17 protein-coding genes and 1 pseudogene are annotated in these 20,289 nt (G+C 71.6%); 11 read left to right on the top strand and 7 right to left on the bottom strand.

Going from position 1 to position 20,289, the window contains the following annotated elements:
• Nucleotides 1-34 precede the first annotated feature (34 nt).
• From A6048_RS15865 to A6048_RS15845, 5 genes are all read left to right on the top strand, one after another.
• Nucleotides 35-1,105, top strand: a complete 1,071-nt coding sequence (locus A6048_RS15865; RefSeq protein ID WP_107746808.1) for a glutathione S-transferase family protein — start codon at nucleotides 35-37, stop codon at nucleotides 1,103-1,105.
• An 87-nt stretch (nucleotides 1,106-1,192) separates the two neighbouring features.
• Entirely contained in the window at nucleotides 1,193-1,702 is a 510-nt protein-coding gene (locus tag A6048_RS15860; RefSeq protein WP_107747225.1) for a GtrA family protein, read from the top strand.
• A 10-nt stretch (nucleotides 1,703-1,712) separates the two neighbouring features.
• Nucleotides 1,713-2,474: a trimeric intracellular cation channel family protein gene (locus tag A6048_RS15855; RefSeq protein WP_107746807.1), complete on the top strand. Its 762-nt coding sequence runs from the start codon at nucleotides 1,713-1,715 to the stop codon at nucleotides 2,472-2,474.
• Between the two features lie 11 nt (nucleotides 2,475-2,485).
• Nucleotides 2,486-3,181: a hypothetical protein gene (locus A6048_RS15850; RefSeq protein ID WP_107747224.1), complete on the top strand. Its 696-nt coding sequence runs from the start codon at nucleotides 2,486-2,488 to the stop codon at nucleotides 3,179-3,181.
• A 61-nt stretch (nucleotides 3,182-3,242) separates the two neighbouring features.
• Complete coding sequence (locus A6048_RS15845; protein ID WP_107746806.1) at nucleotides 3,243-3,872, top strand: DNA-3-methyladenine glycosylase I; 630 nt, start codon at nucleotides 3,243-3,245, stop codon at nucleotides 3,870-3,872.
• Between the two features lie 19 nt (nucleotides 3,873-3,891).
• Here A6048_RS15845 and A6048_RS15840 read toward each other — a convergent pair whose 3' ends face one another.
• Nucleotides 3,892-5,223, bottom strand: a complete 1,332-nt coding sequence (locus tag A6048_RS15840; RefSeq protein ID WP_107746805.1) for a glycoside hydrolase family 3 N-terminal domain-containing protein — start codon at nucleotides 5,221-5,223, stop codon at nucleotides 3,892-3,894.
• An 88-nt stretch (nucleotides 5,224-5,311) separates the two neighbouring features.
• Between A6048_RS15840 and A6048_RS15835 the strand changes: the two genes are divergently transcribed.
• Together A6048_RS15835 and A6048_RS15830 are read left to right on the top strand one after the other, a co-directional pair.
• Nucleotides 5,312-6,595 carry an APC family permease gene (locus A6048_RS15835; RefSeq protein ID WP_107746804.1) on the top strand — a complete coding sequence of 428 codons (1,284 nt, stop codon included), beginning with the start codon at nucleotides 5,312-5,314 and terminating at the stop codon, nucleotides 6,593-6,595.
• Complete coding sequence (locus tag A6048_RS15830; protein WP_107746803.1) at nucleotides 6,592-7,695, top strand: NAD(P)H-dependent flavin oxidoreductase; 1,104 nt, start codon at nucleotides 6,592-6,594, stop codon at nucleotides 7,693-7,695. Before A6048_RS15835 ends, A6048_RS15830 begins: the two co-directional genes overlap by 4 nt.
• A 48-nt stretch (nucleotides 7,696-7,743) precedes the next feature.
• Here A6048_RS15830 and A6048_RS15825 read toward each other — a convergent pair whose 3' ends face one another.
• Nucleotides 7,744-8,208 (bottom strand): SRPBCC family protein, encoded by a 465-nt coding sequence (locus tag A6048_RS15825; RefSeq protein ID WP_107746802.1) that lies wholly within the window; start codon nucleotides 8,206-8,208, stop codon nucleotides 7,744-7,746.
• Nucleotides 8,209-8,348: 140 nt separating this feature from the next.
• Nucleotides 8,349-8,489, bottom strand: a complete 141-nt coding sequence (locus tag A6048_RS18460; RefSeq protein WP_162845674.1) for a hypothetical protein — start codon at nucleotides 8,487-8,489, stop codon at nucleotides 8,349-8,351.
• A 297-nt stretch (nucleotides 8,490-8,786) separates the two neighbouring features.
• On the opposite strand from A6048_RS18460, the gene argJ reads away from it, so the two are divergent.
• Nucleotides 8,787-10,004, top strand: a complete 1,218-nt coding sequence (argJ, locus tag A6048_RS15820) for a bifunctional glutamate N-acetyltransferase/amino-acid acetyltransferase ArgJ (protein WP_235027553.1) — start codon at nucleotides 8,787-8,789, stop codon at nucleotides 10,002-10,004.
• Between the two features lie 32 nt (nucleotides 10,005-10,036).
• Entirely contained in the window at nucleotides 10,037-10,501 is a 465-nt protein-coding gene (locus A6048_RS15815; protein WP_107746801.1) for a nuclear transport factor 2 family protein, read from the top strand.
• A gap of 15 nt (nucleotides 10,502-10,516) precedes the next feature.
• Here A6048_RS15815 and A6048_RS15810 read toward each other — a convergent pair whose 3' ends face one another.
• From A6048_RS15810 to A6048_RS15800, 3 genes are all read right to left on the bottom strand, one after another.
• Nucleotides 10,517-11,524 carry an alpha/beta hydrolase gene (locus tag A6048_RS15810; RefSeq protein WP_107746800.1) on the bottom strand — a complete coding sequence of 336 codons (1,008 nt, stop codon included), beginning with the start codon at nucleotides 11,522-11,524 and terminating at the stop codon, nucleotides 10,517-10,519.
• A gap of 80 nt (nucleotides 11,525-11,604) precedes the next feature.
• Nucleotides 11,605-13,485 carry a long-chain-acyl-CoA synthetase gene (locus A6048_RS15805; RefSeq protein WP_107746799.1) on the bottom strand — a complete coding sequence of 627 codons (1,881 nt, stop codon included), beginning with the start codon at nucleotides 13,483-13,485 and terminating at the stop codon, nucleotides 11,605-11,607.
• Entirely contained in the window at nucleotides 13,482-14,108 is a 627-nt protein-coding gene (locus A6048_RS15800; RefSeq protein WP_107746798.1) for a TetR/AcrR family transcriptional regulator, read from the bottom strand. The genes A6048_RS15805 and A6048_RS15800 overlap by 4 nt, the downstream gene beginning before the upstream one ends.
• Before the next feature lie 175 nt (nucleotides 14,109-14,283).
• On the opposite strand from A6048_RS15800, the gene A6048_RS15795 reads away from it, so the two are divergent.
• Both A6048_RS15795 and A6048_RS18725 read left to right on the top strand, forming a co-directional pair.
• Nucleotides 14,284-14,451 carry a DUF2613 domain-containing protein gene (locus A6048_RS15795; RefSeq protein ID WP_107746797.1) on the top strand — a complete coding sequence of 56 codons (168 nt, stop codon included), beginning with the start codon at nucleotides 14,284-14,286 and terminating at the stop codon, nucleotides 14,449-14,451.
• A gap of 21 nt (nucleotides 14,452-14,472) precedes the next feature.
• Nucleotides 14,473-17,922, top strand: a pseudogene (locus tag A6048_RS18725) (alpha-(1->3)-arabinofuranosyltransferase domain-containing protein); the annotation flags it as partial.
• A gap of 1,031 nt (nucleotides 17,923-18,953) precedes the next feature.
• Here the strand turns inward: A6048_RS18725 and A6048_RS15785 are convergent.
• On the bottom strand, nucleotides 18,954-20,195 hold the full coding sequence (locus A6048_RS15785; protein ID WP_162845673.1) for an acyltransferase family protein: 1,242 nt from the start codon (nucleotides 20,193-20,195) through the stop codon (nucleotides 18,954-18,956).
• Nucleotides 20,196-20,289 lie beyond the last annotated feature (94 nt).

Genomic DNA, 20,289 nt, shown 5'->3' with positions numbered 1-20,289 from the left:
ACCACTCGACGCGCCGACGACCGCAGGAGCCCCCATGTCAGACGACACCGAGTTCATCGCAGCCAAGAACGCGTCGGAGGACGGCGAGTTCGTCCGAGACGCCACCTACATCAACGACCGCGTGGTGGCGGATCTCCCGGCGGGGTCGGACCCGGTGGGGGCGACGATCGGAGAGATGCGGTGGCCCGTCGAGGCCGGCCGCTACCGCCTCATGGCCGCCCGCGCGTGCCCCTGGGCCAGCCGCTCGATCATCGTCCGCCGGCTGATGGGCCTCGAGGGCGCCATCTCCATGGGCCTGGCGGGCCCGACCCACGACGTCAACTCCTGGGTCTTCGACCTCGATCCGGACGGCAAGGACCCGGTCACCGGTCTGCACCGCCTCCAGGAGGCCTACTTCAACCGGATCCCCGACTACCCGCGCGGCATCACGGTCCCGGCACTCGTCGACCTGCCCACCAGGTCGGTGGTGACCAACGCGTACCAGAAACTCAACTTCGACCTGCTCACCGAGTGGTCGGCGTTCCACCGCGACGGTGCCCCGGACCTGTACCCCACCGAGCATCGCGACGAGATCGACGAGCTGGACTCGTGGATCTACCCGACCGTCAACAACGGCGTGTACCGCACCGGTTTCGCCGCCGAGCAGGGCGCCTACGAGGAGGCCTACGACGAGCTGTGGGCCTCGCTGGACCGGCTCGAGGAGCGGCTGACCACCCGCCGGTACCTCGTGGGTGACACCATCACCGTCGCCGACATCCGACTGTTCACGACACTGGTGCGCTTCGACGCGGTCTACCACGGCCACTTCAAGGCCAACCGCAACAAGATCACCGAGATGCCGGCCCTGTGGGGCTACCTGCGCGACCTGTTCCAGACGCCGGGCTTCGGGGACACCTGCGACTTCCCGCAGATCAAGGAGCACTACTACAACGTCCACCGCGACGTGAACCCCACCGGGATCGTGCCCAAGGGGCCGGATCTGAGCAACTTCCTCTCCCCGCACCACCGCGAGGAGCTGGGTGGCCGCCCGTTCGGCGACGGCACCGCCCCGGGCCCCGTCGAGGATCCGGCCGAGAGGGTGCCGGAGGGGCACGGAGCGGGCTAGTTCCGGTCGGTGGGCCTAGACTGGTCGCCTGTGAACCCGAACCCCGGCGATATCGGTCGCTACCGCAACAGCGCTCGGCAGTTCGTCATGTTCGGGATCGTCGGCGGGTCGGGGCTCGTCGTCAACATGGTCATCACGGTCCTGATGAACAGGGCCAACGGTGGCACCCAGAACGCCCAGGACATCCTGTTCCCATTCTCCGGGACGGAGTACAACTTCCGCTTCACGACCCTGGTGTGGATCGTGGCGTTCCTCGTGGCCAACGTCTACAACTTCATGCTCAACCGGCACTGGACGTTCGGCAAGGGCCACAAGGCGCCGGTCCTGCAGGAGTTCTGGCCGTTCCTGCTGGTGGGGTCGGTGGCCGCCGTTGCGGGCATCTTCATCAAGTTGGCCTTCACCAACCCCACCTCGCCGCTCTACCTGCCGGAGCCGTGGTGGCACGAGGACGCGGGGATCCACTCCCGGGAGTATTGGAGCCAGCTGTTGACTATCATCATCACGATGCCGATCAACTTCGTCGTCAACAAGCTCTGGACGTTCCGCTCCGTGCGTCGCCGACACCACGCGCGCTCCACCGCCGACGCGGTGGTCTAGGGGGACGGCAGTGGAGTCCTCGGCGTTGCTGCTGTGGTTCGACCTCGTCGGGGTGTTCTTCTTCGCACTGTCCGGCAACCTGCTGGCCGCGCGGAAGAACATCGACATCACCGGTGGTCTGGTGCTGGGTCTGTTGGCAGGCCTCGGCGGCGGCATCATCCGGGACGTGATGCTGGGGGTCACGCCGCTCGCGTTGGCGCAGCCCATTCTGCTGGTACCACCGTTCGTCGCGGCCGCGGTGGTGTATCTGATGGGTGCGCACCTACACCGGGTCCGGACGCTGATCATCGTCTTCGACGCGGCCGGGCTGGGACTGTTCTGCACGTTCGGCACCGCTCGCGCGCTCGACCACGGCATGCCGATCGCCTCGGCGCTCCTGCTCGGCGTGGTCACCGCGGTCGGCGGCGGTCTCATGCGCGACGTGGTGGCCAACGAGATCCCCGCCGTGTTCAACGGCTCCGACCTGTACGTCATCCCCGCGGCCACCGGCGCGGCGCTCACCGCGCTGGCCGTCTCGACAGGCACGTGGGGCCCGGTCGCCGCGGTGGTGCTGTCCGCGTTCGCGTTCACGTTCCGGATGGTGGCGTGGCGTCTCCAGTGGCGGGTACCGGCGCCGATGCGCGGCTGGAGCATGAGGGGGATCGATACCCGCCTGCGGCGCGACCGGTCGGTGTTCGGCCGTCCGGGACGGATGAAGGGCGACGACGACGAGTCCCGCCGCGACCGCGACGTGGACGACTACCGGGATCGCCCACCCGGCCCCCGCCGGTAGTGTGTGCCGACGTGCAGTATTACCTCAGCCTGCTGGGATTCGCGGCAGTCGACTCGGTCAACCTCCTGGCCTTCGCGGTGATCGCGGGGCTCTGGCTCACGGCCGCCGGCCGGGGGGGAGGCTTCGCCTCGCGCGCCGCCCGCTTCACGGGTGGTGCCTTCTGCGGCATCGTCCTGCTCTCGCTGGTGTCGGTATGGGTGATCGGCAACAACCAGGAGTTCGTGCGCAGCCTGTTCTACAACCTCTGGGCGATGGTGGTCCTGGGCGTGATCGGTCTGGTGATCACCGTGATGGGCCTGCGCAGACCCGCGGAGGCCAAGGAGGAGAACGTCGAGGCCCCGCTGACCCAGTCGGTGCTGCAGAAGTTCGGCATCATGGCCACCGGCGTCTCGCTGGGTGTCATCCAGTCGGCGACCTCGGCGCCGTTCGCCGCGGGCATGGTCCTCATCTCTTTCGCCGAGACGCCGTGGTGGTCCAAGCTCCTGCAGGTCCTGTTCTTCGCGGTCATCGCGATCCTGCCGAGCACGGGACTGATCATCGCGTTGTCGCGGGTCGACTCGTCCGGTGTCGCCGCCGCGACCCGCAGGATCGACAGGTTCCTCGGCTACGGCCGGGTGGCCGGACGGTTGCTCACGCTCGTGGTGGGCGTGGCGCTCGTCGTCCTGGCGGCGGTACGGATCGTGCAGCTCACCGGGATCCTGTCGTAGCTAAATCCTAGGGTGAGCGCGATCACCGTGAAGGGTGGTCCACGAACCTGCAGGGGGAGACATGGCGGAACACCAGGTGGATCAGGCCGGTGGCGCGGTGCTGTGCGAGGACGGGCTGATGCGGCCGCCCTGGGCGGCGCGGGACCCGCTACTGCGGGAGTATTACGACACCGAGTGGGGGATGCCGGTCCACGACGAGGCCGGTCTCTTCGAGCGGCTCGTCCTGGAGGGCTTCCAGTCAGGGCTGAGCTGGTTGACGATCCTGCGCAAGCGTCCGGCGTTCCGGGAGGCGTTCGCCGGGTTCTCGCCCGACGCGGTCGCGGAGTTCGGGGACACCGACGTCGCCCGGCTCATGGCGGACGCCCGGATCGTGCGCAACCAGCGCAAGATCGACGCGGCCGTGGGCAACGCGCGCGCCGCGATCGCGCTTCGGGCCGAGGGTGGCCTCGGGGAGCTGATCTGGTCGTACCGGCCGGAGAGCACTCCGGAGCCGCGGACCATGGCCGAGGTGCCCAGCCGGTCGCCGGAGTCGGAGGCGCTGGCCAGGGAACTCAAGCGGAAGGGCTTCAGCTTCGTCGGGCCGGTGACGGTGTTCGCACTGATGGAGGCCATCGGTGTGGTCGACACGCATCTGGTGGAGTCGCACCGGCGCGGCAGCTCCGGCGTCTGGACCCGCGAGGTCGCGCCCTGACCGGGCCCGGGGGCCGACGTCAGCCCGGTGACCCGGGCTGGCTGGGCTGACTGGACTGACTGGGCTGATCGGGCTGACCTGGCGGGTCGCCGCGACCGGGCAGGGCCGGCAGGTCGGGGCGGGGCGGGAGCTCGGGGGAGGTGCCGGCGAGCGAACCCGCCTCCGTCAACTGTCCGGTGTCCGGCCAGCTCAGACATCCGGGGATCCCGCGGAGGGCGGCCATTCGGGCCAATGAGCGGTCCAGGGCCTTCCTGCTCAGCGCGCCGTCGACGAGGGCGCGTTCAACCGAATCGAGTGCCTCGGGGATCCCGGCGGTGGTGATCCAGAGCGGGGAGTCGGCTCCGGCGATGAGCGACTCGGCGACCGCCCGGGGCAGCGGGAAGTCGTTGGTCACGGCCCGCATCCCGGACAGGTCGTCGGTGAAGATCGCACCGTCGAAGGGAGGGGCGCCGTACCCGTGGCCCTCGCGGAGCAGACGGTATGCGGCGGGGGAGAGGGAGGCCGGCCGGTCGACCCCCGTCAGGCCGGGCACCTGCTGGTGTCCCAGCATCATCCCGGCGCCGGGGGTCCTGGCGAGCTCGGAGAAGGGCCGGAGATCGTGGGGGAGGAGTTGGTCCAGCGGCGGCACGGTCACCGATTCGTGATGACTGTCCCCCGAGGAGCGGCCGTGGCCGGGGAAGTGCTTGAACACCGGCGTCACCCCGGCGTCGAGGAGACCGGCGGAGAACGCGCGCGCGTAGCTGACCACGCGGGCCGGATCCGGCGAGAACGACCGGTCTCCGATCACGGCCCCGTCCGGCTGGTCGGACACGTCGACGGAGGGGGCGAAGTCCACTGTCACGCCCATCCCGCGGAGGAATTCTCCGCGTGTCCGCGCCGTCGATCGGACTTCCTCGGGGCTCATCGTGGCGGCCATGACGCGGGCTGACGGCATCGGTCCGGCGTAGGGGGCGATGCGGGACACGCGACCGCCCTCCTCGTCGATCGACACCAACAGGGGCAGCGGTGAGTCCTCTTGGAGGCGCGCGAGGCCGTCGCCGGACACCACCTCGCCCACGACGTCGCCGCCGAGGAAGATCCCGCCGATGTTGTGCTCGTCCACCGCCCGACGGGCGTCGGCCATCGAGCTCACGCCCACGGTGAACAGCTGCGCGATCCGCTCGCGCTGGCTCAGCGAGTCCAGCGGAGACTCACAGGGCGGGGCGGCGGGCCGGTCCTGCGCGGTCGGGCCGGCGGGCGCGCGGTCCCGGTCGGGTCCGGGGTCCGGGGATCCGTCCGCGCCACAACCGGCCAGTGCCAGTCCTGCGATGAGGACGGTGATCCTCAGTCGGAGCCGGCGGGTGGAGGACACGCCTCAAATGTAACCGCTGTGCCGCCCCGGGCCGTGGGCCGCGGGTCCGGTTCATCCACCGGCCAACTACGGGTGCGACAGTGTGCCGATGACCGCCTCACTCGCCCGCCGTCTCGGCCTGACCGATGCCGTGGTGGTGGGCCTCGGCGCGATGATCGGCGCCGGGGTGTTCGTCGCGTTCGCGCCGGCGGCGGCCCGCGCGGGGTCGCTGGTGTGGGCGGCGCTCGCCGTCGCTGCGGTCGTGGCGGTGTGCAACGCCTTGTCGTCGGCCAGGTTGGCCGCGCGGTTCCCCGCCGCGGGCGGCACCTACGTCTACGGCCGCGAGGTGCTCGGGCCGCTGCCGGGATTCCTGGCCGGTTGGGGATTCGTCGTGGGCAAGACTGCCTCGTGCGCCGCCATGGCCCTCACCGCCGGCCTGTACGTGTGGCCCGAGCACGCTCACGTCGTGGCGGCCGCCGCGGTACTCGCGCTGACGCTGCTGTCCGTGCTCGGAGTGCAGCGCACGGCCACCGCGTCGAAGGTTCTCGTCGCGATCGTGGTGGCGGTTCTGGCGGTGTTCGTGGTGGCCGCGTGGACCGCCGAACCGGCCCTTCCGGGCGTGGCGCCGCCGGTCCCGCCGGTGGACGACGAGGCGTGGCCGTTGCGGATCCTCGGCGTCCTCGGCGGGGCCGGGTTCTGCTTCTTCGCCTTTGCCGGTTACGCCCGCATCGCCACTCTCGGCGAGGAGGTGCGCGACCCCGCACGGACCATCCCGAGAGCGGTGGTGACGGCGATCTCCGTGGTGATCGTCGTGTACGCCGTGGTCCTGGCCTCCACGGTGCACGTCCTCGGGGTGGGGGGCGTGGCGGCGGGCCCGGCCCCGGTCCTGGACGCGGCCGAGCGGATCGGCGGCGGCGGGCTCGCACCGATCGTCCGGGTGGCCGCCGGGATCGCGGCGCTGGGCGCACTGCTGGGCGGGATCCTCGGGGTCTCGCGCACGACGATGGCCATGGCGCGCGACCGACATCTGCCCCCGCGGTTGGCCGCGGTCCACCCGACCACGCGGACACCGTACGTGGCCGAGATCAGCGTGGGTGTGCTCGTGGCGTGCATCGTGCTGGTGGCGGACGTGCGCCAGGCCATCGGGTTCTCGTCGTTCGCGGTCCTGGTCTACTACCTCGTCGCCAACGCGGCAGCGCTGCGGCTCGCCCGGCAGCACCGCCGACTGCCCGCGTGGGTGCCGGCGCTGGGTGCGGTCGGGTGCGTGGTGGTGGCCGGGAGTCTGCCGTGGGAATCGGTGGCGGCCGGGGTCGTCGTCTTTGCCGTCGGCGGGGTGGTCTACGTGGTCACCCGCCGTCGCGCCCTCCCGCCGGGCGTACCGTCTCAGGCATGATCGAGCGCCTCCCCCGGGTCCGCGACCCACGTGATCGCCTGCTGCCGTCCGACCTGCGCAGGCCCGTCATAGGCGCGCCGATGGCCGGTGGTCCCACGACTCCGGAGCTGATCGCCGCGGTCGGCGAGGCGGGCGGTCTGGGGATGATCGGATCGGGTTATCTCGACGCCGCGGCCACCCGCGAGGAGGTCGCCAGGGTCCGTGAACTCACCGCCGCTCCGTTCGGCGTCAACGTCTTCCTGGTGGACCGGGCCGACTCCGGGGCCGCGCTGGACGGGGTCGGCGGACCCGGGGCCGTCGACCGCTACGCGGCCGCTCTCGTCCCTGTCGCCGAGAGGCTGGGGATCACGCTCGCCGGGACACCGGACTTCACCGACTTCGACCAGGCCGCCACCCTCGCCGCGCTGGTCGCCGATCCGGTCCCCGTGGTCTCGTTCACCTTCGGCATCCCCGATCGAGACGTGGTCAGCGCGCTGCAGGAGGTGGGCACGGCGGTCGTCGTCACCGTCGTAGGCGTCCGGGACGCCCGGCGCGCGGTGGAGGTCGGGGCCGACTGGCTCTCGGTGCAGTCCGCCGAGGCGGGTGGGCACCGGTCGACCACCGCAGTGGGCGAGCAGCCCGACTCCGTCACCACCGTGGACCTCGTGCGGGCCGTCCGCGAGGCGCTTCCGGACGTGCCGTTCGTCGCGGCCGGTGGGATCAGTACCCCGGCAGACGTGGCGGCGGTGGTCGAGGCGGGCGCGGACGGCGTCCAGCTCGGGACCGTCCTGCTGCGCACCCCGGAGGCGGGGACCAGCCCCCTCTACCGGGCCGCCCTGGCCGATCCCCGGTTCACCGAGTCGCGTCCGACACGCTGCTACACCGGACGCTTCGCCCGTGCGTTGGTCAACGGGTTCGTGGCGGAGTTCGACGCGCTCGCGCCCCCCGCCTACCCGCACCTGCACCTGCTCACCGGGCCCATGCGCAAGGCCGCCGCAGACGCCGGGGACGTCGAGGTCCCGCCGCTGTGGGCCGGCTCGGGGTGGCGCGCGGCCGACACCTACGCCGATCGGCCGGCTGCGGAGATCGTCGCCGAGCTCTGGGACCGCGCAGGACAGTAGCTGATTCGCGGGCTGGGCTGGGCTGGGTTGGGTTGGGAGGGGCCGGGCTCAGCCCGCGCGGCGTTCGGCTTCCGCCGCGATGTCCGCCAGGTCCTGCTCCATGGTCTTGCGGGTCGACCTCTCCGCGAGGCCGCCCATCACGGCCATCGCGACCCGGGAGATCGCCGGGGCATGTGCGGTATGGGCACCGAACCGCATCCGCAGGGTCGATCCGGTGCCGTCGGCGTCCGGGGTCACGGTGAACACGGTCTTGTATTCAGTGCCACCGTTCTCGGCGACGATCGCGGTGGAGTGCGGAGGTTCGGCGGCGACCACCATCATCTCCTCCGTGGCCTTCATGCCGAACATCTTGCGCGTCTCCCGCCACCGGAGTCCCGGCTGGTAGGGGCCGGGGGTGAGGATCTCGACCGCCAGGACCCCGCTGAGGGTGCGGTGTGCCGAGGGGATGTCGGTGAGCACCGCCCAGACCGCGTCGGGGTCGGCGGCGACGTGACGGGAGAGGTCGAGATGCATGGCATCCAGGTTACCGGCGCCGACCGGCCGCAGGCGGGCCGGAAATGCGAAAACCGGCCCCGCCGAGGCGGGGCCGGTCACACGTGGTGCCCGGGTCAGGCTGGGCCTGGCCCGAGCGGCGCGCCGTCAGGCGCGTCGGCTCAGGAGCCGAAGTTCTCGACGAAGCCACCGAAGAAGCCGAGGACCTGGGCGATGAGGTCGGTGCCGAAATCGGCGGCCTCGGAGCCGGTGTTGACGGTGGCGGAACCGGTGGCGATGCCGTTGATGAAGTCAGAGATCATGGTGTAGATCCTTTCGTCGTACCGGCGGTGGACTCTCCACCGCCGAGGTCTGCGTCGTTCGGACGCTCGTTGGGTACATCCGAACGACTCGGGCCGACGTTACCCAGCCGTGACGTCGAAACCCACCTGACGAGGGGTTATGCGGCCCCGGAGGCGGTAAGCCCACGTTCATAGCAACAGTAAGGCCGGGACTGGGATTGCTCAGGTGCGAGCTATCTCACACTTTGGTCCGGTGGCCGGAACGGGAGCTCCTGACCGACCGGCCCGGGCCCTGTCGACGGGCCTAGACTCGGACGCGTGAACGCCACCCGCACCGACACCAGCCCCTCCGGACCGATCCCCCTGCCCGCGGGCTTTCGCGCCCACGCGGGGGCCGCGGGACTGCGCGAGCACGGGGACGACGTCTTCGTCGTGGTCGCCGACGGTCCCTCGGTGGCCTCCTCGGCGGTCTTCACCCGCTCTCTCTTCGCCGGGCCCTCGGTCGTGCTCAGCCGCGAGAACGCTGCGGGCGGCCGCGCGCGTGGTGTGGTGGTGGTGGCCAAGAACGCCAACGTCGCCACCGGGGACCAGGGCATGGCCGACGCGCGCGAGGTCCTGGAGCGGGCGGCCGGTGCCGTGGGCGTCGCGCCCGAGGAGTTGCTCATCGCCTCCACCGGCGTGATCGGTCGGCGTTACCCGATGTCGATACTGCGGACCCACCTGGACGGGTTGGCCGGCGCGGAGTTCGACGCCGACGCACTGGCGCTGGCCGCGGCCATGATGACCACCGACACCCATCCCAAGACCGCGTCGGTGGAGATGACGACGACGAGCGGCGCGACCGCCCGGGTGGTGGGCATCGCCAAGGGGGTCGGGATGGTCGAACCCGACATGGCCACGATGATCGCCGTGGTCTTCACCGACGCCGCCGTGGAGCCCGGTGTGCTGGACACCGCGTTCAGGGGCGCGGTGGACGACACCTTCAACTGCCTGTCCGTGGACACCGACACCTCGACCTCCGACACCGCGATCGCGGTGGCCAGCGGTGTGGCCGGGCCGGTGGACGAGGGGGAGCTGCGCAGGGCCCTCGAGGCCGTGTGCCTGGACCTGACCCTCCAACTGGCCCGCGACGGAGAGGGAGCCACCAAGCTGCTGACCGTCGAGGTCACCGGGGCACGGGACCGCGATCAGGCCAAGCGCGTGGCCAAGGCGATCCTCAACTCCCCGCTGGTCAAGACCGCCGTCCACGGGGCGGACCCCAACTGGGGCCGCGTCGCCATGGCGATCGGCAAGTGCCACGACGACACCGACATCGATCCGGAGCGCGTCCGCATCGTCTTCGGCGACCTGGAGACCTACCCGGCGTTCCCCGGCGAGGCCGAGCTCGAGCGGCTCACCGAGATCATGCGCGCCGAGGAGGTCACGATCTCGGTCGACCTGGGTGTGGAGGGGGGCGCAGCCGACGGGTCCTGCACGGTCTACGGCTGCGACCTCTCGCGCGAGTACATCTCGATCAACGCCGACTACACGACGTGAGCGGACCGCACGACGCGAGCCGACCACACCACGTGACCCCCCGCGCAGACGACCTGGAGGCCATCCGGGCCGTGTTCGCCCGCCGGCTGTACGTGATGGACACCAAGCAGTGGGACGACTACGGGCCGTGTCACACCGTGGACGTGGTCAGCCAGTCCTGGGCGGCCAGCGGCGGGGCGCCCGAGGTGCGGGGCCGCGAGCAACTCACCGCCGCGATCCGCGCGACCCTCGACGGCCGCGTCCCGGTGACCAGCGTCCACCACGGTCACACCCCGCTGCTGGACCTCACGGGCCCGCACCCGGAGACCGGCGAGCCCACCGCCACCGGGATCTGGACCATGGAGGACCGGCTGTGGTGGACCGACGACGGGCGTGAGCGGTGGCTGCACGGCTGGGGCCACTACCACGAGCGATACCGCAGGGTGGACGGTCGGTGGCTGATCTCCCACCGGCGGCTCGAGCGGATCAGGGTCGACACCGGCTACACCGACGCCTGACCCCGGGACCGTCCGTCACCCGGTGGGGCCGGGGATCCCGCGCGCCATCGCGAGCATCGTGTCGCGGGTGTCGTGCCACGCCCGGCCGGTGATGTCGCCCCACGGGTCGTGGCCACCGGGGACCAGCGAGACGCGGGCGGGATCGCCCACCCGGCGGGCCGCCCGCACGTAGTCCTCAGACTGCTCGGGCAGGACCACCTCGTCGTCACGACCGTGGACGCACACCACCGGGACGCCGGTGGGAAGGTGAGCCACGGGCGAGGCGTCCCGGTAGCGCTGACGGCGGGTGTCGGAGCGACCGCCGAGGAGTCCGGCGACGTACTTGTCACCGGACTCCTCGGCGTGGAGCAGGTCGGCGACCCCGGCCAGGGACACACAGCCGGAGACCGGGACCACGGGGCGGGACCCGGGCAGTGAGGACGGCAGGCGCGCCCGCCCGGCCACCCACAGCGCCAGGTGTCCGCCGGCCGAATGCCCGGAGACCACCACCCGCCGGAGGTCGAGACGGTGACCCACCTGTGCGGAGACCTCCACCAGGTGGTCCACGGCCCCGCACACGTCCGCGACCGTGGTGGGCCAGCCACCCCCCGAGCCCACGCGGCGGTACTCGATGTTCCACACCGCCACGTCGAAGGAGGCCAGGTCGCGTGCCTGGTTCTCCATGTAGGCCAGGCCCAGCGAGTCCTTCCACCCGCCGCCGTGGATCAACACCACCACCGGCAGTGCCGGATTGTCCGACTCGGGCAGGTAGAGGTCACCGAAGGTCTGCCCGTCGGTGTCGCCGGGGTCGGCGTAGAAGAACCGGCGGGGTTCCATGACCGGGACCGCGCCCTCGGGTGCGACGTAAGGGCGGGGAGTCACGGATTCGGTACCCGGGCCGGACGTCGCCTCGTCGTCGTCCGCCCCGAGTGCCGAGGTCAACGCCCATCCCGCCCCACCGCCCGCTCCCAGTGACAAGCCGATCAGCAGGGACCGGCGGGAGAGTTCGGCCCCGCCGCGACCGGGCGTGCGTCGACTGTGCATGCGTTGACTGTGCGTGCGTCGGCTGTGCATGCGGCGATTGGGCATGCGGCGGCGGGACCTCCTCGGGGGTGTCCCCGGCCTCAGGCCTTGCCGGCGACGACGTCGTTCTCCGCCCCATCGTAGAAGGGGATGTAGCCCTTGTCGGAGGAGAGTACGTAGAGCGGGTCGTCGAACGTGGAGGTGTCGAACGCCTGCTCGCGCAGTTCGGTCTTGCGGCTCTTGTAGGTCGAGGTCACCTCGAGCTCCTTCGAGAGCCGGATGAACAGCGGGACCGCGTACGACGGCAACGACTTGCGCAGGTGCTCGGCGAGCGCGGCACCGTCGAAGTCCGACTTGTCGTGCAGCCGCACGGCGGCCATGCCCGCCTTGCCGTCGGCGCCCGGCACGGGCACACCGTAGACCACGGCCTGGTCCACCTCGTGCCGAGAGCTGACGGCCGCCTCCACCTCGGTGGTGGCCACGTTCTCGCCCTTCCACCGGAAGGTGTCGCCGAGTCGGTCCACGAACGAGGCGTGCTTGAGGCCCTGGTCCAGCATGAGGTCGCCCGAGACGAACCAGGCGTCGCCGTCACTGAAGGCGTCGCGGATGACCTTCTTCTCCGTGGCCTCCTTGTCGGTGTAGCCATCGAAGGGCTGCGTGTCGGAGATGCCGCTGATCAGCAGGCCGATCCCGCCCTTGCCCACCTTCGTCAGCCTGCCGTCCTCGCCGCGGCGGGGCTCCCCGGTGTCCGGGTCGTAGTCCACGATCGCGAAGTCCATCGGGCAGTAGCCGGTGGTCTTGGCGATGTTGAAGGCGTTGACGAAGGCGATATTGCACTCGCTGGCCGCGTAGAACTCACAGATCCGTTCGACGCCGAAGCGCTCCTTGAACTCGTCCCAGATCTCGGGGCGCAACCCGTTTCCCGTCATCACCCGGACGGAGTGGTCACGGTCGCCCGGGCCGGGCTCCTGGTTGAGCAGATAGCGGCAGATCTCACCGATGTAGATGGCGGCGGTGGCCCCGGCCGCGCGGGCCTGGTCCCAGAACTTCGACGCGGAGAAGTGCTCCTCGATGGCCAGGCACGCACCGGCGGCCAGCACGCAGCCCAGCCCGACGGTCAGGGCGTTGTTGTGGTACATCGGCAGCGGGCACAGCAGGACGTCGTCCTTCTTGAGTCGCACGCCCGACAGGCCGAACCCGGCGAGTGCGCGGTTCCAGCGATAGTGGGTCATGGTCGAGGCCTTGGGCAGCCCCGTCGTGCCCGAGGTGAACACGTAGTACGCGGTCTCGTTGCCCAGCGTCTCGTCGGCCTCGGGCGGGTTGGTGGCGCCGGCGTCCGCACCGAGGGCCTCGAGCTCGTCCTCGAGCCAGGTCAGATCGGAGAGCTCATCCGGGCGGTGGCCGGCGGTGAACTCGCGGAACGGCAGGTCGACCTCGGTCCCCACGGCGATCAGCTCGCCGCGCCAGTTCTCACGGGGGATGGACCCGGCGGCCTCGGCGCACTCGGCTCCGATGAGGATGACCTTCGAGTCGAGGATCTTCTGCGAGTGCTCCAGGACCTCTCCGCGCTGGTGGTGGTTGAGCAGGCCGACCGAGGCGCCCACCTTGACCGCGCCGAGGATGGCGAGCATGACCTCGGGCCGGTTGACCATGCAGATACCGACCGTGTCGCCGCGCTCCACTCCACGCGCCTTGAGCACCTCGGCGAAGCGGTTGGCCCGCCGGTTGGCCTCGCCGTAGGTGACCTCGGAACCCAGGAAGCGCACGAACGGTGCGTCCGGCTGCGAGGCCGCCAGTTCCTGGAACCTCCTGCCGATCGAGATCTTGTCGGTACCGCGGGAGGAGCGGACGATCCGGAGACCGCGCAGGACGGTCGGGAGATCGGAGACGAGAGAAGGGAGGCCTCCCGCCAGGTCGAGCGGGGTGAGGGTCCTGGCGCCCTGGGACTTGCGGCGGGTGCTGTCTTCGGTCGTGTCGGTCACGGCTTCTCCTCTTTAGGGGTGGTGAGTGACTTGGCGGGATCTCCTGCGAGGCCGCGCCACGCGAGTTCGACGACCACTCCTGCGGCCACCGATTTGGGGATGGACCGGTGCGCGACGCGGTCGGCGACCGCCTCTCCGGCCCCGACGAGCGCCGTGGCGACCACCTCGAGTACCTCTCGGCTGCGCTCGTCCACCGAGTTCTGCGCCAGCAGGTCGGTGGTCAGGTCCACCAGGACGGAGCGGGTCTTCTCCACCTCGTCACTGAACGAGGGCTCCGCGACGGCCTGGCGGTACACGACGTTCCACGAGTCGGCGTGGTCGTCCACATAGTCGAGGAACGCCTCCACGACGCTCTCCAGACTGTGACGCGCACCGGTCCCGCTGGTCGCCGCGGAGGTGAGGTGGTCGATGAGCCGCCCGGACTCGCGGACCACGCACGCGGAGAACAGTTCCTCCTTGGAGCCGTAGTAGAGGTAGAGCATCGGCTTGGAGATCCTGGCGTCCTTGGCGATGGTGTCCATCGACGCCGACCGGTAGCCGAGGTCGGAGAACACGCGGATGGCCGAGTCGAGCATCTGCTGTTCGCGGATCGCGCGTGGGATCCGTTTGGTCCCCGTCGTCACAGGACTCCTTCCGGCGGGACGTGGTGTCGTGTCCCACACCAACTTACCGGCCAGTAAGGAGTTGTGGGCGACACTACGCACGATCCGTGCTGCACCGGGTGATACTCTTTCGGCGTCGGTGTGCCCTACGGCACTGCCATGACGCCCAATTCTCGTTACCCGCAGGGAGAACTCGATGAGCTTCGGTACCGGAGCGCTCGCCAGCGCAGTCGGCGGAATCGTCCTCGGCGGCATCGTCGCGTTCGGAGCGAACTCCGCGATGGCCGAGAACTCCATCCCCGAGGTCGCGCAGCCGCCCGCCGACCAGGCCCTCCTGGGCCAGGTCGAGTACGGCGCCCGCTAGTCCCCCTTCGCGCCCGCCGAGGTGACCCGCGGGATCCGTCTCGGCGCAGGCGCGCGCGACGCGGTCGTCGCCTTTCTCGCTTTTCTCCTCCTGGCCTGCCTGCAGTCCCCGGGACTGGTAGTCCCCGATACCAAGTACGACCTCGTCGTCGACCCCGGACGCTTCCTCGCACAGGCCACCCATCTGTGGACCGGACTGTCGTTCAGCGGACAGGTCCAGAACCAGGCGTACGGGTATCTCTTCCCTCAGGGACCGTTCTTCGCGCTGTTCGACCTGGTCGGGATGCCTGCCTGGCTGACCCAACGTCTGTGGTGGGCGGTGGTCCTGACGGTCGCCTATGTCGGGGTGGTCCGGGTCGCGGCCGCTCTGAGGATCGGTACCCGCCACACCAGGGCCGTGGCGGGGATCCTCTACGCACTGGCGCCCCGGATGCTCGGCGACCTCGGTTCGATCTCCTCGGAGATCTGGCCCGTGGCGCTGGCCCCGTGGGTGCTGCTCCCGGTAGTCCGCGTGTTGCAGGGGCGGATGTCCCCTCGGCGGGGCGCTGCCGGGGCCGCGCTGGCCCTGGCGCTGATGGGCGCGGTCAACGCGGTCGCCACCCTGGTCGCCTGCCTGCCCGCCGTCCTGTGGTGGCTCATGCACCGCCCCGGACGCACCTGGGCGAGGCTGGCGGCGTGGTGGCTGCCCCTCTCGGCGGCGGTGTGTCTGTGGTGGGCGGTGCCGCTGGTCCTGCTCGGACGGGTCTCGCCGCCATTCCTCGACCTCATCGAGTCGGCTGAGGTCACGACGCGGTGGTCGTCGGCGACGGAGGTGCTGCGCGGGGCCGCGACGTGGGTGCCGTTCGTGTCCACGGACCGGGTGGCCGGCGCCGCGCTCACCAGCGAACCGGTGTTCGTCCTGGCCACCGGCGTGATCGCGGCGGTCGGGGTGCTGGGACTGCTCCACCGGGGGATGCCCGCCCGGGGTCGGCTCCTGGTGATCGCCGCCGTCGGGTTGGTGGCGATGGCGGCGCCGTGGGTCGGGCCGGCCGGTGGCGGTCTGGCCGAGACGCTCCGCGCATTCCTCGACGGCGCGGGCGCGCCGCTGCGCAACGTCCACAAGTTCGAGCCACTGCTTCGTCTCCCGCTGGTCCTGGGCACGGCCCATCTGTTGGCGCGCCTGCTCGCCGGTGTGCACGGCGGTTCGGAACGCTCGGGAGAGGGCGAACCGACCGCGCGCGGCTGGACCGCGGTGGCGCACCCCGAGCGGAACCGTTCGGTGGCCGTGGCCATGGTCGTGGTGCTCGCGGGCACCGTCGCGGTGGCCCCGGCGTTGCTCGGTCGCCTGGCCCCGGTCGGCGCCCACGCCGCGATCCCCGACCACTGGACCGACGCCGCCGCCTGGCTCTCGGAGAACGCGCCGGTCGCGGTGCCGGGGGCAGCGATCGCCGAGGGCGGTGACCCCGACCCCGCGGCGACGACGCGTGCACTGGTGGTGCCGGGGTCGTCCTTCGGGCGTCAGGTCTGGGGCGTCACCCGCGACGAACCGCTGCAGCCGCTGGCCACCACACCGTGGGCGGTCCGGGACTCGGTGCCGCTGCAGCCCGCGCCGGCGATCCGGGCCCTCGACGCCGTCCAGCGTCGTCTCGCCGACGGCAACCCCGCCCCGGGGATGGCCGCCACGCTCGCCTCGCTCGGGATCGGATTCCTGGTGGTGCGCAACGACCTCACCGCCGACTCCGGTGCGCCCCGGCCGGTCCTGGTCCACCAGGCGATCGACGGCTCTCCGGGTCTGGTCAAGGTCGCGGAGTTCGGGGAACCGGTCGGGGGCACTCAGGTCGGGGGCACGGAGGTAGGAGGCACTGAGGTCGGGGACGTAACCGGTGACGACGACGAGGTGGTCGTCGTCCCCGACTCGGGCCTCCGCCCGGCCTATCCGGCGATCGAGATCTACCGGGTCGACTCCCGGTTGGGTTCGGACGCCGCGTCCCCGGGGCCGCCCCGGTCGGCCACGGCCCCGTACACGGTGGAGGTGCGTGACCTGCCGGTGGTGTCCGGCGGGCCGGAGTCGCTGTCCCGGCTCGACGACCTCCTGGCCGTGCGGGACACGGTCGGGTCCCCGGCCCGGGTGACCAGACTGCTCGAGGTCGACGCCGACGCTGCGGGTGTGGACCCCGCCTCCGATCCCTTCCCCAGGCCGCGACCGGTCACCTCCACGGCCCCTGTCCTCACGGACTCCCCGACGGACCGGGAAACCGACTTCGGCCGCCTCGACCACCACTCGTCGGCGGTCCGGGCCGAGGGCGACCCGCGACGCAGCCGTGGCTCGGTTCCGGACTACGCGGCCTCCGTCTCCGACACCGAACCACCACTGGCGCAGGCCCGATGGTGGGACGCCCGGGTCCGGGTCTCGTCGTCGGCATCGGACTCCGCCCAGACAGGGCCGGTCAGGCCCGCACGTTCGGTGGCGGCGGCGGTCGACGGTGACCCGGATACCGCCTGGCGCTCCGGGGGCTACGGCTCGGCCTTCGGTCAGTGGATCGAGATCGACCTCCCCGAGCCCGTCGACCGGGGACTGCTCCGGATCACCGTGCCGGTCCCGGATGCGGGGCCCGAGGTCAGCACCCTGCAGATCCGTACGGACTCCGGCACCACCACCGCCTATCCGACCGGCGGCGGCGAGCTGGTCGTGGCACTGCCCCCGGGCCCCACCGAGACGGTGCGGGTCACGGCGACGGGCCTCGCCGACGGAGGCCGCGGCACCTACTTCGAGGTGTCGGACATCCGGCTGAGCTCGGCCGGCGAGGACATCCCGCTTCTGCGGGTGGTGGCGCTGCCGGACCGGCCCTCGGACTCCGCGGCGCCGTCCGGTTGGGTGCTCCGGCAGGAACTGGGCGGTCGCTCGGACTGCGTCCACGGCGGGAGCCCGGTCGAGGGGTTGGCGGGCGCCGAGGAGGAGACCGGCGCTGTGCGGTGCGCTCCGGAGCTCGCCATCGAGGCCGAGGAACCGAAGCGCTTCGCCCGCCTGCTCGACGTGCCGACCGGGACCGCGGTCCTACCGCAGCTCCTCGTGCGCCCGCGGGTCAGTGCGGCGTTGGACGATGTGCTGCGAGGCGACCCCGCCACCCGCGCGCGCCAGGTCCGAGCCGTGGGCGAGTCCCTGGTGACCGACCCCGCCGGCGGCCCGTCAGCAGCCGTCGACGGTGACCGGTCGACCAGCTGGCACGCGCCCGACGTCCCCTCGCCGACGCTCGAGCTGCAGCTACCCGGCCGCCAGCTGGTCGGCTCGATCAGGCTGTGGGCACCGCGGTCGGACGCCCCGGCAGCCCCCCGGGTGATCACCGTGGACACCGGCGTCCAGACCACCCGCGTCGACCTGGACGCGATCGCGCCGGAGGAGGACGGGTCCGTCGTCGTCCCCCTGCCCGCCGACCACACCGACCGGGTGACGGTCCGGATAGACACCGCGCACGACGTGCGGACCCCGGGAGGCACGCAGGTCCCCACCGGGATCGCCGAGGTGTGGGTCCAGGACGGCACCGGTGCCCGGATCGGCGCACTGCCCGCGGCCAACGACGATCCGGTCACCCTGGCCTGCCAGGACGGACCCCGGTTGTCCATCGGCGACCGGTCGGTCTCCACCCGCCTGACCACCACGCGGCGGGAGCTGCTCGAGGGCCGCGCGATCCCCGTCGAACCGTGCGACGACGACCCGGTCGCGATGGCCGCCGGGCCGGTGGAGGTCTCGGTGGACCCCGGGGAGGCGTTCTCGGTCGATTCGGTGGGCCTCGTCGTCGTCGACGGTGGTGGTGACGGTGGTGGTGAAGGCGGTGGTGTCGGGGGTGACGGCGCCGGCCGCGCGGGCACCGGTCGCGCCGAGTCCACCACCCGCACGCCGGTCCTGGGCGGGGCGTTGCAGGCGACCCGAGCGGTCGCGACGGTCCGGTGGGACGCCTCGCGCCGCGAGCTGCACGTACCCGCAGCGCCGCGGGAGCGGGTCCTGGTGGTGCCCGAGTCGGTGTCCCCCGCGTGGGAGGCAACGCTGGTCGCCGACGACGGCACCGAGTTGCCCGATGTCCGCCCGGTGACCGTGGACGGCTGGAAGCAGGGTTGGGTCCTGCCCGCCGCCGGCACCGGGGCGACCCTCGTCCTGACGGTCCCGCTCGACGGGCCGTACCGGGCGGCGCTCATGACCGGGCCGTTCGTGCTGACGCTGGTCCTGATCCTCTTCCTGCTCCGTGGCCGCGACCGGGCGGGCGCCCGCGCAGTGGTGTGGCGCGGCGGCGGGGCCGTCACCGCGACCGCCACGGTGGCCGTCGCCTACGCGCTGGCGGGCCCGGTGGGTCTGGGGCTCTCGGCGGTGCTCACCGTCAGTGCCCTGGTGGCGAGCCGCTACCTGGGTGCAGGGCGGGCGCGGGATCTGTTGATCGTCGGGTCGGGTGTGGGGATGGTCGCGGGCGCCGCGCTACTCGCCCGCGCCCCGTGGCCCACCCCAGCCGGGTACGCCGGCGACGGCTGGCTTCCTCAGGTCGCGACGGTGGCGGGGCTCGTCTGCGCCGGGTTGGCCGCGGCCTGGCCGTCGGTGCTCGGCGTTCCGCGGGGAGTGCGCCGGGGGGCGAACCAGCGCCCCGACGGCTCCTCGACCAGCGCGTAGCTGGCCGCCGCGAGCACGGTGGAGACCACCACGGTGATCACCCAGATCTCGAGCATGTGGCCGGAGAACATGGGCACGAACGCGATCTGGAACGCGAAGTGCAGGACCAGCACGTGCCACAGGAACACGCCGTAGGACCACCTGCCCAGCATGCCCACCACCGTGGAGTCCAGCACCGCGAAACGCTGTCCCTGCGGCGCCAGTATCACCGGGGCCAGCAGGCAGAACGCCACCACGGCGCCCAGTGCCGTCCGGGTCGCGAACTCCGGCCCGGAGGGGTGCACGAACCCCTCGGTGAACCACTGCGGGACGGTGCTGACACCGAACGCCAGCGCGACCACCGCCCACCAGCCCCACCGCGCGTGGCGGTGCCTCGCCAGCGCCGCGAGGCGTCCCGGCGGTGCGGCGGCGAGCTCGGCGAGGATCATCCCCGCCGCGAACCACGAGGCGAACGCCGGGGGCAGGATCTGGTCGTTGATCCGCTCGGGCAGTCCGAGCTCGTACCAGGGGACCAGAGCCCACGCCAGGCTCAGCACCCCCACAGCCGCGATGACGGGGATGCGCCACCGCGCCGCGCGGCCCCGGAGCCCGGCGAGCGCCCACCACAGCAACGGCAGGACGAGGTAGAACGACATCTCCACGGACAGCGACCACGCATGGGTCAACCCCTCGACCAGGGAGTCGGGGACGAACACCTGCATCAGGGTCAGGTTGGCCGTCCAGGTCGAGGCCGAACTGTGCGCGTTCTGGGGCAGGAGGAGGAACACCGCGGCCACCAGGACGAGGTACGCCGGCATGATCCGGACGAGGCGGGAACGCAGGTAGACCCGCGGAGACCGCGCGGTTCCGGGCCCGCCCTGCCGCGCGTGCAGGGCGTGGGCCCGCCACAGCAGGAACCCGGACAAGGCGAAGAAGACTGCCACGGACAGGTCGAACCGGCCCCAGACCCGGTTGATCACCGACCCGGTCGAGGACCCGGTCTGGAACGCCACATGAGTGGTGAGAACGGCCAGCGCAGCCACGGCGCGAAAGCCCTCCAGGGCCGGCACGAAGCCGGTCGCCGACGGGAGAGTTCCGACTCGTCGGTCGGGGGTGGAGAATGCGTTCTTCATCACTGTTAATCTTCTCCTGATGATGGTCCGGTCCGGTGACCGACCCGGGAAGCTACCCGGAAGTAACCGGCGGACCGAGGGTGCGACTCCAGGA

The organism is Dietzia psychralcaliphila, assembly GCF_003096095.1.
Taxonomy (GTDB): domain Bacteria; phylum Actinomycetota; class Actinomycetes; order Mycobacteriales; family Mycobacteriaceae; genus Dietzia; species Dietzia psychralcaliphila.
Note: the sequence above shows the minus strand (reverse complement) of the source record. Positions and strands in the feature narration are given on the sequence as shown.

Coding starts and splice junctions, on each gene's coding strand:
- A6048_RS15865 (WP_107746808.1), top strand. CDS start 35: ATGTCAGACGACACCGAGTTCATCGCAGCCAAGAACGCGTCGGAGGAC.
- A6048_RS15860 (WP_107747225.1), top strand. CDS start 1,193: ATGTTCGGGATCGTCGGCGGGTCGGGGCTCGTCGTCAACATGGTCATC.
- A6048_RS15845 (WP_107746806.1), top strand. CDS start 3,243: ATGGCGGAACACCAGGTGGATCAGGCCGGTGGCGCGGTGCTGTGCGAG.
- A6048_RS15835 (WP_107746804.1), top strand. CDS start 5,312: ATGACCGCCTCACTCGCCCGCCGTCTCGGCCTGACCGATGCCGTGGTG.
- A6048_RS15830 (WP_107746803.1), top strand. CDS start 6,592: ATGATCGAGCGCCTCCCCCGGGTCCGCGACCCACGTGATCGCCTGCTG.
- A6048_RS15825 (WP_107746802.1), bottom strand. CDS start 8,208: ATGCATCTCGACCTCTCCCGTCACGTCGCCGCCGACCCCGACGCGGTC.
- A6048_RS18460 (WP_162845674.1), bottom strand. CDS start 8,489: ATGATCTCTGACTTCATCAACGGCATCGCCACCGGTTCCGCCACCGTC.
- A6048_RS15810 (WP_107746800.1), bottom strand. CDS start 11,524: ATGCACAGTCGACGCACGCCCGGTCGCGGCGGGGCCGAACTCTCCCGC.
- A6048_RS15795 (WP_107746797.1), top strand. CDS start 14,284: ATGAGCTTCGGTACCGGAGCGCTCGCCAGCGCAGTCGGCGGAATCGTC.
- A6048_RS15785 (WP_162845673.1), bottom strand. CDS start 20,195: ATGAAGAACGCATTCTCCACCCCCGACCGACGAGTCGGAACTCTCCCG.